16 protein-coding genes are annotated in these 16,052 nt (G+C 68.6%); 9 read left to right on the top strand and 7 right to left on the bottom strand.

The window, feature by feature from the left end:
• From H9651_RS13765 to H9651_RS13735, 7 genes are all read left to right on the top strand, one after another.
• A partial coding sequence (locus tag H9651_RS13765; protein ID WP_225216798.1) for a nitroreductase/quinone reductase family protein occupies window positions 1-495 on the top strand: 495 nt, incomplete at its 5' end.
• Between the two features lie 16 nt (window positions 496-511).
• A complete protein-coding gene (locus tag H9651_RS13760) occupies window positions 512-1,471 on the top strand; it encodes an aldo/keto reductase (RefSeq protein WP_191719902.1) in 960 nt (319 codons plus the stop codon).
• Between the two features lie 275 nt (window positions 1,472-1,746).
• Window positions 1,747-3,471, top strand: coding sequence for a ubiquinone-dependent pyruvate dehydrogenase (gene poxB, locus H9651_RS13755; protein ID WP_191719901.1), 1,725 nt, complete (start codon window positions 1,747-1,749; stop codon window positions 3,469-3,471).
• A gap of 41 nt (window positions 3,472-3,512) precedes the next feature.
• Window positions 3,513-4,319, top strand: coding sequence for a hypothetical protein (locus H9651_RS13750; RefSeq protein WP_191719900.1), 807 nt, complete (start codon window positions 3,513-3,515; stop codon window positions 4,317-4,319).
• Window positions 4,320-4,439: 120 nt separating this feature from the next.
• Entirely contained in the window at window positions 4,440-5,834 is a 1,395-nt protein-coding gene (locus tag H9651_RS13745; protein WP_191719899.1) for a ferredoxin reductase family protein, read from the top strand.
• A 12-nt stretch (window positions 5,835-5,846) separates the two neighbouring features.
• The gene (locus H9651_RS13740; RefSeq protein ID WP_191719898.1) at window positions 5,847-6,317 is read left to right on the top strand and encodes an FMN-binding protein; all 471 of its coding nucleotides are present in this window, start codon (window positions 5,847-5,849) and stop codon (window positions 6,315-6,317) included.
• 50 nt (window positions 6,318-6,367) lie between these two features.
• A complete protein-coding gene (locus H9651_RS13735; protein WP_225216797.1) occupies window positions 6,368-7,117 on the top strand; it encodes an FAD:protein FMN transferase in 750 nt (249 codons plus the stop codon).
• A gap of 11 nt (window positions 7,118-7,128) precedes the next feature.
• On the opposite strand, the gene H9651_RS13730 is transcribed toward H9651_RS13735, so the two are convergent.
• The 4 genes from H9651_RS13730 to H9651_RS13715 all read right to left on the bottom strand — a co-directional run bounded on the left by H9651_RS13730 (window position 7,129) and on the right by H9651_RS13715 (window position 10,034).
• A complete protein-coding gene (locus H9651_RS13730; protein ID WP_318244886.1) occupies window positions 7,129-8,028 on the bottom strand; it encodes a sensor histidine kinase in 900 nt (299 codons plus the stop codon).
• A gap of 68 nt (window positions 8,029-8,096) precedes the next feature.
• Window positions 8,097-8,777, bottom strand: a complete 681-nt coding sequence (locus tag H9651_RS13725) for a response regulator transcription factor (RefSeq protein WP_404803020.1) — start codon at window positions 8,775-8,777, stop codon at window positions 8,097-8,099.
• 73 nt (window positions 8,778-8,850) lie between these two features.
• Window positions 8,851-9,234, bottom strand: a complete 384-nt coding sequence (locus tag H9651_RS13720; protein ID WP_191719894.1) for a sodium-independent anion transporter — start codon at window positions 9,232-9,234, stop codon at window positions 8,851-8,853.
• A complete protein-coding gene (locus H9651_RS13715; RefSeq protein WP_318244885.1) occupies window positions 9,231-10,034 on the bottom strand; it encodes a ZIP family metal transporter in 804 nt (267 codons plus the stop codon). Before H9651_RS13715 ends, H9651_RS13720 begins: the two co-directional genes overlap by 4 nt.
• Window positions 10,035-10,079: 45 nt before the next feature.
• Between H9651_RS13715 and H9651_RS13710 the strand changes: the two genes are divergently transcribed.
• Window positions 10,080-10,694 carry a GyrI-like domain-containing protein gene (locus tag H9651_RS13710; protein ID WP_191719893.1) on the top strand — a complete coding sequence of 205 codons (615 nt, stop codon included), beginning with the start codon at window positions 10,080-10,082 and terminating at the stop codon, window positions 10,692-10,694.
• A gap of 51 nt (window positions 10,695-10,745) precedes the next feature.
• A complete protein-coding gene (locus H9651_RS13705) occupies window positions 10,746-11,975 on the top strand; it encodes a glycoside hydrolase family 3 N-terminal domain-containing protein (RefSeq protein WP_318244884.1) in 1,230 nt (409 codons plus the stop codon).
• Here H9651_RS13705 and H9651_RS13700 read toward each other — a convergent pair.
• From H9651_RS13700 to H9651_RS13690, 3 genes are all read right to left on the bottom strand, one after another.
• On the bottom strand, window positions 11,960-12,850 hold the full coding sequence (locus H9651_RS13700) for a 3-methyladenine DNA glycosylase (RefSeq protein ID WP_191719892.1): 891 nt from the start codon (window positions 12,848-12,850) through the stop codon (window positions 11,960-11,962). The genes H9651_RS13705 and H9651_RS13700 overlap by 16 nt on opposite strands.
• Window positions 12,851-13,101: 251 nt before the next feature.
• Window positions 13,102-13,818, bottom strand: a complete 717-nt coding sequence (locus H9651_RS13695) for an SOS response-associated peptidase (RefSeq protein ID WP_191719891.1) — start codon at window positions 13,816-13,818, stop codon at window positions 13,102-13,104.
• A gap of 60 nt (window positions 13,819-13,878) precedes the next feature.
• Window positions 13,879-16,044 carry an alpha-N-acetylglucosaminidase TIM-barrel domain-containing protein gene (locus H9651_RS13690; RefSeq protein ID WP_191719890.1) on the bottom strand — a complete coding sequence of 722 codons (2,166 nt, stop codon included), beginning with the start codon at window positions 16,042-16,044 and terminating at the stop codon, window positions 13,879-13,881.
• Window positions 16,045-16,052: the final 8 nt, after the last annotated feature.

Raw genomic sequence — 16,052 nt, 5'->3', positions numbered from 1 at the left:
AATCACCCTCCAAGAGTGTCGGAGGGGTCAAGATTCAAACGTCGCCTCGGGGTCAGTATTCACGCGTCGTCGACAGGAGCAGCGATGGACCACGCAGTGCGGCGTTCTTTGGCGATCACCACGACGTCGTCGGCATCGGCTCGAACTGTCGACATCTCGACGACGGGAGCTCGCACCGGTCGCGCCAGGCGCATCGAAATCTGGTTCTACCGTGTCGACGGCGAGATATACCTCACCACCCATCCCGCCAGGCGCAGCTGGTACGCCAACCTCCTCGCCAACCCCGAGTTCACCTTTCATCTCAAGAACGGCGCGCGAGCCGACCTCGCGGCGACGGCGGAGCCGGTACTCGACACCGATAAGCGGCGTCACATCTTCCTTGCCATCGTGGATGACCTCAATCAGCCGCTGCACCGCGGCTACCTGTCGCAGCCCGTCCAGCCTGTCGCGAACTGGGTGTCCGGTAGCCCTCTCATGCACGTCACCTTCCACTGACCCAAAGGACAGCAACATGCAGACCCGCACACTCGGAACACAGGGCCTCACCACCTCCGCTATCGGCTACGGCTCGATGGGCATCTCAATGGCCTACGGGACCAGCGACGCACACGGCGATGTAGCCATTTCGGCCGCCTTCGACGCAGGCATCACGCATTTCGATACCGCCGAGCTTTACGGGTGGGGCGAGAACGAGGAGATCCTCGGCAAGGCCGTCGCACCGTTCCGCGACGAGGTGGTGATCGCCACGAAATTCGGGTTCACCCCCGACTTCGGCTTCAACAGCCGACCCGACCACATCCGGCAGGTGGTCAAGAACAGCCTGCGCTTCCTCGGAACCGACCGCATCGACGTGCTCTACCAGCACCGCGTCGACCCCACCGTGCCGATCGAGGACGTCGCGGGCACTGTCAAGGAGCTCATCGACGCCGGGGACGTGAAGTACTTCGGCCTGAGCGAAGCCGGCGCCGACACCATCCGGCGGGCGCACGAAGTCCATCCCGTCTCCGTTCTGCAGACCGAGTACTCACTGTTCGAAAGAGACGTCGAGCAATTGTTCCCTCTGCTGCACGACCTCGGCATCGGCCTGGTCTCCTATTCGCCGCTCGGGCGGGGATTCCTCACGGGCACCGTGAAGCCCGCTGGACAGTACGACGAACATGACATGCGCAACACCGACCCGCGCTGGCAGCCCGGTAATTTCGAGAAGAACCTCGCCGCCACCGAACAGCTGCAGCACCTCGCCGAGTCCCTGGGCGTGACTGTGGGGCAGCTCGCCCTCGCGTGGGTGCTCGCACAGGACGATCACATCGTCCCCATCCCCGGCAGCCGCGATCCTCGACGTGTCGCGGAGAACGCCGCCGCCGCCGGCCTCGCGTTGACGTCGGCCCTGCTCGAGCAGATCACTCGGATCCTCCCGAGCGGCGGCTTCGGAGCCCGATACACCGCGGAAAACATGCCGGTCTGGCAGTGACTCCTTCTGGCCGGCCTCGAGCAACGGTGGCGAATCGCTGCGACCACCAGGATCGCGCGCTGCCGCGCTCAACGAGTGGCCGCGAGGGTGGCGCGGTCTCGCGCGTGATCTTGACCGCGTGATGGGACACGTCTTTACTCGGGTCTACACGAATCCTGACGAACCGGGACATCATGCCCATCACCCGGTGCAGAGACGTCCAGAGGGCGGCAACGCGAGCATCCCTCCCCGGCCCCTGACCGCACCACCGTCACCTCCGAAGGAAGGATCTGGTCATGGCCACTGTCGCCGAGAACATCGTGAAGACCTTGCATGCAAACGGGATCAAGCGTGTCTACGGGTTGCCGGGAGATTCGTTGAACGGGTTCACGGATGCGCTTCGCAGAGACGGCACGATCCGCTGGGTGCACGTGCGGCATGAGGAGTCCGCCGCGTTCGCTGCGGCTGCGGATGCCGCCCTCACAGGTGAGATGACGGTTGTCGCCGCGTCGTGCGGCCCGGGCAACCTGCACCTGATCAATGGTCTTTTCGACGCGAGCCGATCACGCGTTCCCGTCCTCGCGATCGCTGCGCACATCCCGACGGCTGAGATCGGGACAGGCTACTTTCAAGAGACGCATCCGCAGGAGCTCTTCCGGGAGTGCAGCGTCTATGCCGAGTACGTCGCCGACCCCCAGCAGATGCCACGGCTGCTCGAAGTCGCGATGCGCGCGGCGATCGAGCAGCGCGGGGTTGCCGTGCTGGTCATTCCCGGCGATGTCGCGCTCGCTGAGAGCGGCAGCGACCGTGCCGTCGTGATCGAACGATCGCGTCCGGTGATCGTGCCGAGCGGTGACGAGCTCGACAAGGCGGCTTCGCTGCTGAACGCCGCGAAGAAGATCACGATCCTCGCCGGCGCGGGAGTCGAGGGTGCGCACGATGAGCTCGTCGCCCTCGCCGACAGGCTGGCCGCACCGATCGTGCATGCCCTTCGGGGAAAGGAGTTCATCGAGTACGACAACCCGTTCGATGTGGGCCTGACGGGTCTGCTGGGGTTCGCCTCTGGATACCGTGCGATGGAAGCGGCCGATGCCCTGCTCGTGCTCGGCAGCGACTTCCCGTACGAGCAGTTCTACCCCGAACACGCCACCACCATCCAAGTCGACATCCGGGGGTCGCAGCTCGGCAAACGGCATCCGCTCGACCTCGGTCTCGTCGGCGACGCTGGTGCGACCGCTGCGGCGCTGCTGCCGCGACTTGCCGTGCGCAATGATCGGCGACACCTCGACGATGCCACCGCCCACTATCGAAAGACACGGGCGAAGCTCGACGAGCTGGCCGTGCCGACGAAGGGCAAGCGCCCCATTCATCCTCAGTACCTCACCCGGCTCATCAACGAACAGGCCGCCGATGACGCGATCTTCACCGCAGATGTGGGGTCGCCGACCGTGTGGGCCGCGCGCTATCTCTCCATGACGGAGGGACGCCGCCTGATCGGCTCGTTCACCCACGGGTCGATGGCGAACGCGCTGCTGCACGCGATCGGCGCGCAGGTCTCGCACCCGAAGAGGCAGGTCGTCTCCCTCTCGGGCGATGGCGGGCTCGCGATGATGCTCGGCGAACTCCTCACCCTCACCCAGAACAAGCTCGCGGTGAAGACGATCGTCGTGAACAACTCCTCGCTGAACTTCGTCGAGCTGGAGATGAAGGCCGCCGGATTCGTCACCTACGGGACAGGGCTCACCAACCCCAGTTTCGCTGCGATCGCCGAGGCCATGGGGATCTTCTCGCGTCGTGTGGAGCGCAGCGACGACCTTCCTGCTGCTCTTCGCGAGGTGCTCGACCACGACGGGCCCGCCCTGCTCGACGTCGTGACCGAACGGCAGGAGCTCTCCATGCCGCCCGCAATCGAGGCTGCACAGGTCAAGGGGTTCGCGCTCTACGCGATCCGCACCGTCATGTCCGGCCGTGGCGACGAGCTGCTCGACCTGGCCAAAGCGAATTGGCGCCAACTCTTCTGATGGCGAGCCCGCACGGGGGACATCGGCTTGAATAGACCGCGATGACCCACCGCACCGCGTCCACGCCGTCCCACCCCGCCCCGAGCGCCCGCTCGCTGCGCGAACCGGTCCGCTGGGCGACCGCCGTGACCGTGATCGGCGCCGTCGCCGGGCTCGCCCTGATGTTCGAGGGCACGGATGAAGACGCGGCGATCTGGGCGATCATCGTGTTCGGCCTCATCGGCGGCGCCATCGCCGCCCTGCCGATGACGACCGTCCGGTTCGGAGCGGGTGGTGATCCCCGCGCCGGGGGTGACGACTTCCCCGAGATCTGGGAGGGGTACGGCCGGGCGTTCATCGACTTCGTCCGCGCCGCCCTCATCTGGCTCGCCGGCGCCACGGGCGTCTCGACGGTGGCGTTCTTCGTCGACGGCGGCAGGGACCCGTCCGCGTTCCTCGTCCCCCTGTTCATCGGGTTGCTGTGGGTGGGCGGGTTCGGTATCGCGTGGCTCGCGGTCACCCTGGTGTGGATCCCGGTGTCCATCGTGCGGGAGAGCATCCGTCGACGCCGGGCCGGTGACCCGCCCAACGTCTGGTGGACGTACGTCGCGGTGTATCTGCTGGTGACGCTCGCCGCCGCCGCAGCGCTCCTCGCCGCGTTCATCCTGGTCCCGGAGACCCTCGACGGCGGCCGCGGTTTCATCGGGTCGTTCATCGGGCTCTTCAGAGTCGACGCGGCCACGCTGGAGCCGAAGTCTGCGACGGCGGTGTGGGTCGCACGTGGTCTGCTCGCGGTGATGGTGGCGGGCATGATCGTCACCATGGAGCTCGCACGCCGGCGACTGGTCGACATCAGCCGCCGCGCGTAGCCGAACACCGCACCGGCCATGGCGGGCATGACGCTGCCTGCACACGCGGCCGAGCTATGAAGTTGCCGTGACGGCCTGATTCTTAGAGCCGTCTCAGAGAGCGCCGCCCACGATGTGGTCATGGCCACGATCGCAATCCGCCCCGGCGACATCTCGACACGGACGTCACGACCCGATGTGTGGCGTGCCGGTGCCGTCGTGCTGATCTGGATGAGCAGCCTGCTGGTCATCGCGCTGTGGGTGTCGGGTGGGGGAGTGGTCTTGGTGCTCGGGTTCGACGCGCAGACACTGACGACGCTCGGACGACTGTGCGGACTGGTCTCGGCCAACCTGCTGCTGTACCAGGTCTTGCTGATGGCGCGGGTGCCGCTGTTCGAACGCGGCTTCGGTCGCGAGGCGATCACCCGTATGCACCGCTTCGTCGGTTTCTGGTCGTTCTGGATGCTCGTCGCACACATCGTGCTGCTCGTCGCCGGGTATGCCGCGGCGGCGGAGATCAACCCGTTCGCGCAGTTGTGGGGTTTCGTCTGGGACTACCCGGGCATGCTGCTGGCCGCGGCGGGCTCACTGCTGATCCTGCTCGTCGTGATCACCTCCGTCCGACGCGCGCGCCGGCGCCTGCGCTACGAATCATGGCACCTGCTGCACCTCTACGCGTATCTCGGCGTCGGGCTGGCGCTGCCCCACCAGTTGTGGACCGGCGCCGACTTCCTGTCCTCCCCGCCGGCCACCGCGTACTGGTGGACGCTGTGGGCGATCGCCGCGGCATCCGTGCTGTGCTTCCGGATCGCGATACCTGTGCTGCGCTCGTGGCAGCATGCGATCCGGGTGACCGAGGTCGAGGCCGACGGGGCGCGCGGGGTCACCGTACGGATGTCGGGGCGCGGGCTGGACAGGATCGCTCAAGCCGGACAGTTCTTCGTCTGGCGATTCGTCGATGGCCCGGGCTGGACGCGCGGGCACCCGTTCTCTCTCTCGAGCGCACCCACGGCGGAGGGGTTGACGATTTCGGCGCGTTTCGCCGGCGACGGAAGTCGGCGTCTCGCAACTCTCCGCCCCGGCACGCGCGTGCTGCTCGAGGGCCCGTACGGGCACATGACGGGTGATGTCCGCACCCGATCCAAGTTGCTGATGATCGGTGCCGGTGCCGGGGTCGCGCCCTTGGTCGCGCTCCTGCAAGCCGAGCCCTGGGATGCCGACGACGCCACCCTCCTCACCCGGGACACGATTCCAGCTGATGCGCTCCGCCAGGCGGAGATCTCCGATCTGGTCGCCCGGCGCGGACTGCGTCACCTCTCTCTGCCGGGTCCCCGGTCACCGGGCGGCTCGGCCTGGCTACCAGCGACCCATCGCGACTGGCGCGGCCACGACTTCATCCGGCACCTCGTCCCTGACATCGCCGAGTACGACACCTACGTGTGCGGGCCGGACCCATGGATGGCGGCGGTGACCCGAGACCTCCGTGCGGCCGGCTTCTCTCCCACCCTTATCCACACCGAATCCTTCACGATCTGAATCGGGGATGACATGAAGAAGATCATCTACGGCATCCTCGCCACACTCAGTGGCTTGGTGCTGGTGTTCAGCTACCGGACGTCGCTGGAGGCGGTCGCGCCGACGACTGCGGGGACAGCAGCGACCGGGGTCACCACGGGGAGAGGCGCGACGCCCTCGGAAACGACCGGTTCCGCACCAGACGCGAGCACCACGGCCGGATTGCAGGAGGGAACGTACACGGGAAAACCCGTGAGCACCCGCTACGGACCTGTTCAAGTGCAGATCCTCGTCGCGAGCGGGCAGATCAGCGATGTCCAGGTCGTGGAGTTCCCCGACAGCAACGGGCGAGACCGGCAGATCAGCCAGTTCGCGATCCCGCGGCTGGTCGATGAGACCGTCGCCGCCCAGAACTCGCAGATCGACATGGTGTCCGGCGCCACGTACACGAGCACCGGCTACATCGCGTCACTGCAGAGCGCCATCGATCAGGCGCAGAGCTGATGCGCTACGCGGGCCCGTCCCGACATGTCTGGGTGGAGGAAGTGATGGGGATGCCGGTGAGCATCCATGTGCGCTCTCGCCGGGACCGCCCAGCCCGGGGTGCCGACGCGGCGGTGAGGGAGTGCTTCGAGGAGCTGCGCGACATCGATCGGGTGTTCTCCACCTACCGTCCAGACTCCGACGTCAGTCGCATCCGTGCGGGAGAACTCTCCATCGATGATGCCGATCCCCGGGTGGCAGTCGTGGCCGCCGACTGTCGTCTTGCCACGGTCACGACGGCGGGCTTGTTCTCGGCGTACTGGCGCGGGTGGTTCGACCCGACCGGGTATGTCAAAGGGTGGGCCGTCGAGAACGCGGCACGCCGCCACCTCGCGCCACTCGTCGAAGACGACATCGCCGTCGGCATCAACGCGGGGGGCGACCTGCAGCTCTTCACTGCGGTGGGGGCCGACTGGCATTGGACCGTCGGCATCGCCGACCCACGCGAGACCGGGAAAGTCCTCGCGACTCTCGATGTGGCCGACGGTGCCGTCGCCACCTCGGGAACCGCCGAACGCGGACGACACATCATCGACCCGCGCACCGGACGACCAGCCACCAGTGTCCTCAGCGCCACAGTGGTCGCCGACAGCCTCGCCTGTGCCGATCTGTGGGCGACGACGTCCGTGGTCGCGGGCTTCGATGACCGCTCGTGGGTGGCGCACGCCGGCACACGGACGGGTGTGGTGCTCTCACCCGACGGCAGGGTCTTCCGCTGGCTCGGGCCGACGACCGTGGAGGTGGTGCCTGCGGCGCGCTGAACCGCGGCGTGTCAACGAGCGAGCGGCAGGCGGAGCAGAAAAGTCGTTCCCGTCGGTGAGCTGCGCTCGACGGCGACGCTTCCGCCGGATCTGACCGCGACATCACGCACCAGAGACAACCCCAGACCGAACCCCCGCCTACCTCCGCCCTCGGCGGAGTGCGCGAACCGATCGAAGACACGGTCGACGCCGATGCCGGTGATCCCACGGCCCTGATCGATGACGCGTATCGCTGCGACAGCGCCGTCGCGGGCGACCGACACCGTGACGGCAGCACCAGCGGGCGAGTGCTGCACCGCGTTGTCGACCAGCGCGAGGATCGCGCGGGTGAGGGCCACAGTGGGGAGCGAGACGGCGAGGTCGTCGGGGGCATCGAGACGCAGCTCCACCTGCGTTTCATCCGCGATGGCCTGCACTGCCGACAGCGCGCTCCGGGCAGCGGCGATCACACTGGTCGGATCGGCTGGAATCGCGGCGTCGTCTTCCGCCGCGAGGAGCAAGTCATTGAGGACATCGCTCATCATCGCGGCATCCCGCCTCAGCTCCGCGATGCTCTCCGCGATGGGCTGGCCGCCCTGATGGCGCCGCTGCAACACCTGGATGCGGCTGCTCAAGGTGGTCAGGGGAGTGCGGAGTTCGTGCGAGGCATCCGCGACGAAGTTGCGTTGCTGGCGCAAGGCAGTCTGCAGCGGACGTACCGATCTACGCGCGGCCAGCCAGGCGACGAGGGCCAGCAAGGCGACACCGATGACTCCGAGCACGATCACGGCAGGCAGCACCTTGTCGGTGTCGACGACGAGGTCGTCCATCGACGTCTCCGTCCCGGCGGAATCACCGTTTTCAGCGCCCTCTGCTCGCGAAGTGAGGAGGATGACGGCGACGAGGATGCCGACGCCTGCGGCGATGATCACAGCGGATGCGATTCCCACGTACAGGCCGACCGAGGCGGAGGCTCTCCGGACACGGCGGGAGTCGTCGTTCACGAGGGGCGTCCTGCCCGATAGCCGCGGGTGCGCACTGTTTCGATGATGTCCGGTGCGGACTTGCGCCGCACGTAGTGCACGTAGGTGTCGACCGAGCTCGCGGTGTCGCCAGATGGGAAGACCGCCGCGAGGACTTCCTCACGAGTGAAGACGTGATCCGGGCTCGCCGTGAGCAACTCCAGCAGCGCGGTCTCGGTGGCGGTGAGTGTGATGCGGAACCCCGTGGGGTCGTAGAGCGCCTGCGAGTCCGGCGTGAACAACCAGTCACCCAGCTGCCGTCTTTCCCCTTCAGCGCGGTATCCGCGCCGCAGAGCCCGAAGGCGCGCCAACAGCTCGTCGTACTCGAAGGGCTTGACGAGATAGTCGTTGGCCCCACCATCCAGGCCAGATACCCGATCGTCCACTGTTCCGAGCGCGGTGAGCATCAGGATCGGAGTGGTGATCCGCGCCGTGCGTACAGCCCGGACGAAATCCATGCCGTCCATCTTCGGCAGGCGCCGATCGACCACCATCGCGTCGTAGCGATGCCGGAGGGCAAGCACCAGTGCCGATTCCGCATCGGACGCATGGTCGATGTCGTAGGTCTCAGAGAGGACCTCGATCGTCAGAGCGGCGATGCGTGCATCGTCCTCGACGTACAGGAGCGAGCCGCGTGGGAGAGAGGGGATCTGGCTCACATGCATGCCTCCTTGCCGGTGATCACAGCCTAGATCCGCCTGCGCGGCCGAGTGTCGACGAGTCGCACCGCCGTCACCCGTGCCCGCCGTCCACGGTGCGCTGGGCCTCCACCGCGCGGTGCACGTTGCCGTGCACGTGGTCAGCCCCGACGCTGTCGAGCAAACCCTCGGCGTCGAGTACCTTCCGCACGCGCGGCCCCAGCCTGGCCAGCCGCAGCGTGACGCCCTCTGCTTCGGTGAGATCCCGGATCTCGGTGAGCTTCGCGGCACCCTGCGAGTCGATGAATCCGACGCCCTCGAGATCGATCACCAGCGCGTGCACGGGCTGATCTCCCGTGATGAGGCCGCGCACCCGCTCGTCGAACGCCTCGGCCGTGGCGAAGAAGAGCCCGCCGTCCAGACCCATGACGCCGATGCCGGGGGATGTCTCGCCAACGCGCCACGGAATCGAGGTCACCCGCCCGCTTCATGCAGCAGAAAGGCACCGAGAAAGCCCAGCGTCGCCCACAGCCCCGTGAGCATCCGCTGGTTCTCGAACGCCTCGGGGATCATCGTGTTGCAGATCATCGCCAGCAACCCGCCCGCCGCTGTCGCCGTCGTCAGCGCGACGACGAAGGGCGGCGCCGATTGGAACGCCAGGTAGCCGACGACGCAGGCGACCACAGTCGCCAGGGCGATGCCGCCCCAGAGCAGTCCCACGACGCGCAGCGTCGCGCCGCTGCGCTTGAGCTCGGCCGTGGAACCGAGACCCTCAGGAAAGTTGCTGATCGCCACCGCGGCGACGATCGGGATGCTGATCCCGCCGCCCACGACCGAGAGTCCCATGACGATCGACTCCGGAATGCCGTCGATGAGCGCGCCGATCGCGATCGCCACGCCAGACCCGCCGGCGAGCCGGGCGGAGCCGCGGCGGGCGACCACGTTGGCCGGCGGATGCTCGGCGGGCCGCGGTGGACGCGAGACGAGCCAGTCCGCGACGATGTAGATGACGGCACCGGCGGCGAATCCGATCGACGTGGGGACCGGCCCGCCGTCGTCGGCCGCCTCGAGCACCAGCTCGAACGCGAGCGTTGCGATGAGCACGCCGCCTCCGAGCGCCAGGACGCCGGCGACGAAGCGCTGCGGAATCTGCACGAACCACGCGACCGCGGCCCCGAGTAACAGGGTCCCGCCGCTGATGAGCCCGCTCAAAGCCGCAAGCCACACCCCGGTCATGTCGTCACCGTAGTACCCGTGAGCTGCCGGCGTCACGCTCACCGTGGGTGCATGGCCGTAGTCGTGTGTTCATGGCACGATCGCGGGATGAAGACCGACTTCAGGAAGACGATGGACGTCTATCGGGCTCGTACCGGCACCTTCCAGGTCGTCGATGTACCCCCGATGCAGTACCTCGCCATCGACGGCCAGGGGGACCCTGACACCTCGCAGGCCTTCTCGGATGCCATCCAGACGCTCTACCCGGTGGGCTACCGGCTCAAGTTCGCCAGCAAGCAGCAGTTGGACCGCGACTACGTCGTCATGCCGTTGGAGGCGCAGTGGTGGGCCGACGACATGGCGGCGTTCACGAGCCGTCGCAACAAGGCGGCGTGGCGCTGGACCGTGCTGATGATGGTGCCCGACTGGATCACCCGGCAGATGTTCGACGCCGCGGTGGCGACGGTCGCCCACGGCCATCCGCCGGCCGCACTCGCGCAGTTGCGCCTCGAAACGCTCACGGAAGGCCGCTGCGTACAGACGCTGCACATCGGTCCGTTCGACGACGAAGCAGAGGTGCTCCAACGGATGCATGACGAGTTCATCCCCGATGCCGGGCTGCAGATGACCGGCAAGCATCACGAGATCTACCTCAGCGATCTGCGCAGAGTAGAGCCGGCCAAGCTGCGCACGATCCTGCGTCAGCCTGTCGGTTCTGCCTGAGCGCCGCCGCCCTCCCACGAAGAAGTCAGCACTCGCACGTACACTTGCCCGGTGCAGCGAACCGTCCGACTCCTGGGGATCACCGCATGCGTCGCGGCCCTCGGAATGACGACGCCGGTGGCGGCACACAGCGCGACGCCCGCGGGCGAGCCGGCATCCGTGGCATCCGCGTCTTCATCGCTCGCGGAGTCGGGTTCCGGTGTGGTCGTGGTTCCCGCGGACGAGGCGGCGCTCGCCACCCACGCCGAGCGTCTCGTCGCGGCGATGTCGACCCGAGAGCGCGCGGCATCCGTCGTCATGGGGCACATCCCGACGAGCGACCCCGCGACGCTGCACGACTACATGTCCGGCGACGCCCTCGGCGGATTCATACTGATGGGCGCCAACGTCCCGGGCGACGAGGCCGGGTTGCGGCGGGTGACCGATTCGCTCACCATCGATCCCGCTCTCCCGCCGCTCATCGGCATCGACGAGGAGGGCGGCGACGTCACCCGGCTGCCGTGGGACGACTTCGCGGGTGCGGTGACGCTGAAGAACGAGCCGGCGGCGGCCACCGCAGATGCCTTCGCAGCCCGGGGCGCGCTGCTGCAGCGGGGCGGCGCGACCGTGAACTTCGGTGTCGTCGCCGACGTACCGGCAGATCCCGACAGCTTCATCTTCCGCCGGGGCCTCGGCACGAGTCCCACGGCTGCGGCGCAGCGGGAGGCGGCAGCCGTCGAGGGCGAGGCCGCAGCCGTGGCCAGCACGCTCAAGCACTTCCCGGGTCACGGCGCGGCGCCGGGGGACTCCCACCACATGCTGCCCACCACCGACCTGCCGCTGGAGCAGTGGGAGCAGACCGACGCCGTGCCGTTCCGCGCGGGCATCGACGCGGGCGCGGAGGTGCTGATGTTCGGTCACCTGGTGTTCACCGCGGTCGATGCGGCACCCGCGACGCTCTCGACCGAATGGCACCGCATCGCACGCGAGGACCTCGGGTTCGACGGTGTGGCCATCACCGACGACCTCGGGATGCTGCAGAACACCGGCGATCCGCGCTACGCCGACCCCGTCGCCAACGCCGTCGCGGCGATCGCCGCGGGCAACGACATGGTCATGTCGGTGATGCTCTCGGATGCCGGCACCGCGAGCCGCATCGTCGACGGCATCACCGCCGCGGCCGACTCGGGCGCGCTGCCGGCCGAGCGCCTGGCGGAGGCGGCGACGCGGGTGACGCAGCTGCGGCTGCAGCAGTCACCGGACGCGCTGCTGCCGTGCCCGCAGTGTCAGCCGGTGGGCTGATCGGGCCGCCACGCCTCGAGGATCGCGCGGCGCAACGCGTTGGCACGCTCGGCGAAGCCGCGCTGCTGCCTGACGTACTCCGCTTTGCCGTCGGCCGTCTCGATGGGCACCGGCACGACACCCCAGTCGGCGAGGTCGTAGGGCGAGGCCGCCATATCGAGCGCGCGGATGTCGCGGGCCAGCTCGAACGCGTCGAGCATCAGCTCACCGGGCACGATCGGGCCGAGCTTCATGGCCCACTTGTAGACGTCCATGCCGGCGTGGAGACAGCCGGGCTGCTCGCGCATCGGCTGGTCGGCGCGCGTGGGTGTGAACCGGTTGCGGGGCACGGCGTCGTCGGTGAAGAACCGGAACGCGTCGATGTGGGTGCACCGCAGGTCATGGCTCTCGACGACGTCATCGGTGCCGCGCTGGCCGAGCCGCAGCGGTACGGCGTGACGCAGCTCGGGGGCCCGGTAGACCATCGCCCATTCGTGCAGTCCGAAGCAGCCGAATTGGCCCGGCCGCGCGGCGGTGAGGCGCAGCATCCGTTCGCACAGCGTCAGCAGATCGGTCTTGGCGGTGGTGAAGCCGGCCACGTCGACCCGCAGACTGCCGGGTGCGCCACCTGGCGCGTACCAGCGCCAGGCGGAGCGCGGGGTGCTCGCGGCTTCGGCGAGCTCGACGCCGGCGCCCGGATGCCACCGGCGCAGCAGCGCGGGCTTGTATGAGTAGTACGTGTAGAGGAAGTCGTCGACGGGGTGCGTCCGGCCGCGCGCGGCGCGATCTCGGCGGGCGGCGGTCAGCTCGTCGGCGCGGGCCTGGTGTGCGTCCTCGCGCGCCCGCCACTCGGCCCGGCTGAGCGCCGTGTCGGCGGGAGAGGCGGGCGAGAGCATCCCTCGAGCCTACGCGCGTCGCCACGGGGCGCGGATGCCGCGCCATCCGGGTGTGCCGAGATGCGGAGATCTGCCCGAATGCGGACCGCTGGTGGCACTTCGTCCGCATCTGGGCAGATCCCCTGGTTTCGGCAACGGCAACGGCAACGGTAGGCGGAGATGCCGGGGCGCAGCCGCGAAGGAACGCCGCGCGGAGACGAAGTCGGGCGAGGGATGCCGACACGCCGCGGCGCGCGGCGACCCGTGCCGACCTACGCGGCCGGCGCGATGAGGTCGGGGGAGTCGTTGCGCACGTTGCCGACCGCGGACGACACCACGTGATCGTCGAGCGTGTCGGCGAGGGCGGGTGCAGCGTCGATGGCGGCATCCAACAGGTCGCGCACGTTGTGGTCGTCAGTGTCGGTGTCGAGCCACGCGTCGGCGAAGTCGCCGTCGATGAACAACGGCATGCGGTCGTGGATGGAACCCAAGTGGCCGACGGAATCGCGGGTGAGGATCGTGAAGCTCAGCAGCCACCGGTCGGGGTCATCATCGGCCTTGGCCGGATCCTTCCACCACTCGTAGAGCCCGGCGAAGAACATCGGCTGGTCGTCGGCGGGATGGATGTAGTGCGGCACCTTGCCGCCGTCGACCTGCTTCCACTCGTAGTAGCCGGATGCCGGCACCACGGCGCGTCGCTTGATGAGCGCGTTGCGGAACATCGGCTTGTCTTCGAGCTCCTCAGCCCGGGCGTTGAACGCCCGCGAGCCGATGCTCGGATCCTTCGCCCAGCCGGGGACCAGCCCCCACCGTGCCGACTCCAGGCGACGGGTCGCGGGCTCGGTCTTGGCGGAATCGAGCACGATGGCCGCTCGCGCGGTGGGCGCGATGTTGTAGGAGGGCGGGGGCAGCACCTCACCCTCGACGTCGACGCGCAGAACGCCGACGAGTTCGGATGCCACATTGGCGACGACGAAACGACCACACATGGGTGCAAGCGTACGCGGGGGCGCCGACATCGGTCGGGTGGGCGACCGACGCGAAGGGTGTCAGTAGCCCACCCGATCCAGCGCGGCTGCGGCGACGACACTCGGCGACGCGTCGGAACGATCGTCACTGCCGACGGCGGCGCGCCACTTTTCCTCGATCGCGACGATCCGGTCGCGGAACACCGCGACGTCGGGCTCGGTCTGGTGCTCCGCCGCCTGCGCGAGCCACTGTGCCCACGCCTCCCAGCGCGGCAGGTAGAGGTCGCGGACAAGACCCGACCAATGCCGCCCCGAGTAGTCATGCAGCCCACTGGTCTGATGGCCCCACACCGACACCAGGCTGCGCGCATCGTGTTCCATCGCCGCCGCCTCCGTCGCGTCGTCGGCCCAGGCGCGGGCTGCATCGATCCAGGTCGACACCCGCGATTCGGGGCAGGTGGCAGCGAGGGCATCGAGGTCCAGGAGCGCGGCACGCAGCCGGGCGGCGTGTGCGCCGATCGCCGGCGCATCGTGCCGGCCCGACGCCTCGAGGATGCCGCGGATATGCTCGCGCGTGCGCTGCGCGATCAGGTGCCCGGTGAGATCGACGAGGTCACGTTCGAGAGCGGCGGTGTGCGCCGCGGCATCCGTCACCTCCAGCAGCAGACGTGCTGCCCGTGCGATGCGCGGCAGGTCCTCCTGCACGGTGGGATCGTTCTCGGCGTCGATGTTGGCCGACATGCGCGCGGGCTCTGTCGGCAATGCTTCACCGGCGAGCCGCTGGGCGGCGAACGGTGCCGTCGCGCTCCACGGCCGCGCGAACACCGGGGACGGGATGGAACGGGTGCGGCCGGGTCCGTAGAGCGTCGCCGCGAGCAGCCGCCACACCTGGCGCGCGCGCTCGTCACTCACGCCATAGCGCTGAACCGCGAACGAATCGAGCCATTCCGCTGGATCGACGGTGTCCCAGACGAGGTCGGTGGCCAGCTCGTAGAAGACCGTGTTGTTCTCGATCGCCTCCGGTGCGAGACCGATGCCCTCGAGCCGCTCGGGGCGCAGTGCCCGCAGCTCCGCGACGTCGGCGGCAAGTCCCTCGAGGTCGCCGAACAGGGCGAAGCGGCCCCCGAAGTTGTGGATGGCGCTCCAGAGCCACCGCCGCCCGTGCATGCCCTCGCGCCACATCGGCGCGTGCTCTCCCCACAGGTCGATCAGCAGAAGCCGCTCGTGCGGCACGTCCGAGAGATAGGCGCTGACGCGCTGCGGGGTCCAGAAGTCGCGGTGATAGTGAAACGGCCAACCCTGCAGCAGCCAGGTCGCACCGGGGTGTACCGCGGCGATGGCGCGATGGATGCCACGGCCTGCGGCCGCGAGTGCCTCCTCATCACCTCTCGGCGGCAGCGATTCGATGTACGGGTCGACGGCGATGACAGGGTGGGGACCGGGGTCGCCGAGGTACTCGCGCTGTACCTCGAGGAACGTGCGCACGAGGTCGGCGTAAGCGACCGACGACGGCTCGAGCATGGGCGTTCGCCACCCCTGCCATTCGATTTGCGGTGCGCCGTCGCCGGCGAGCGAAGCCGGTACGTGCCCGCCGGTCAGCGGCAGCACCGGTGTCATCCCGAACTCTCGCGCGCGACCGAGGATGCGCCGAGCCAGATCCACCCGCCGCTGCGCCCAGTGGGCCGGGAGGGGGCCGCCGAAGTCGTGCATGCCGCCCATCGACATCCAGGGCGTGTGTGCGGCGCTGCCCACCCACGCCCGGGCCTGCACGGCCGGTACGCCCGACCGACGGAGCGTTTCTTCGAGCACGACCTCGTAGGCGGTCAGTATCAGCGGATGCGTGATGCCGTGCAGCGCCATCCAGTCGAGTTCGCGCTCCCATCGCTGCCAGTCCCAATAGGCGGTGGAGTACCCATGGGTGACGACGTTGAGGTAGTACCGCACCGTGAACGGCGTGCGGATCGCGGTGTGCGCCGCGTCGGGCCAGGCCTCGAAGGCGGGTTGGAGCAGCGGCGTCTCCCACGTGATGCGACGACCGTTCACCTGCAGGTACCGCGCCAGGGCGCTGGCCGCGGCAACGACGTCGGTGCCGCCGAGGGTGAGCACGCCGTCCGCCGCGGCGTATGTGCCGCAGGCTGCGGCATCGTCGGACGGCTCGAGCCGCACCGCGCGCACCCGAGTGGCATCGCCCCCGAGTCGCTCGACGATGCCGCCGATCGCCTCGACGAACTCGTCGTGCTCCGTCACGCCGGTCA

The organism is Microbacterium pullorum (genome assembly GCF_014836535.1).
GTDB lineage: Bacteria > Actinomycetota > Actinomycetes > Actinomycetales > Microbacteriaceae > Microbacterium > Microbacterium pullorum.
Note: the sequence above shows the minus strand (reverse complement) of the source record. Positions and strands in the feature narration are given on the sequence as shown.

Bases quoted from the DNA above. Each gene is read 5' to 3' on its own strand.
- H9651_RS13760 (WP_191719902.1), top strand. From the start codon at position 512: ATGCAGACCCGCACACTCGGAACACAGGGCCTCACCACCTCCGCTATC.
- poxB (WP_191719901.1), top strand. From the start codon at position 1,747: ATGGCCACTGTCGCCGAGAACATCGTGAAGACCTTGCATGCAAACGGG.
- H9651_RS13750 (WP_191719900.1), top strand. From the start codon at position 3,513: ATGACCCACCGCACCGCGTCCACGCCGTCCCACCCCGCCCCGAGCGCC.
- H9651_RS13745 (WP_191719899.1), top strand. From the start codon at position 4,440: ATGGCCACGATCGCAATCCGCCCCGGCGACATCTCGACACGGACGTCA.
- H9651_RS13740 (WP_191719898.1), top strand. From the start codon at position 5,847: ATGAAGAAGATCATCTACGGCATCCTCGCCACACTCAGTGGCTTGGTG.
- H9651_RS13735 (WP_225216797.1), top strand. From the start codon at position 6,368: ATGCCGGTGAGCATCCATGTGCGCTCTCGCCGGGACCGCCCAGCCCGG.
- H9651_RS13710 (WP_191719893.1), top strand. From the start codon at position 10,080: ATGAAGACCGACTTCAGGAAGACGATGGACGTCTATCGGGCTCGTACC.
- H9651_RS13700 (WP_191719892.1), bottom strand. From the start codon at position 12,850: ATGCTCTCGCCCGCCTCTCCCGCCGACACGGCGCTCAGCCGGGCCGAG.
- H9651_RS13695 (WP_191719891.1), bottom strand. From the start codon at position 13,818: ATGTGTGGTCGTTTCGTCGTCGCCAATGTGGCATCCGAACTCGTCGGC.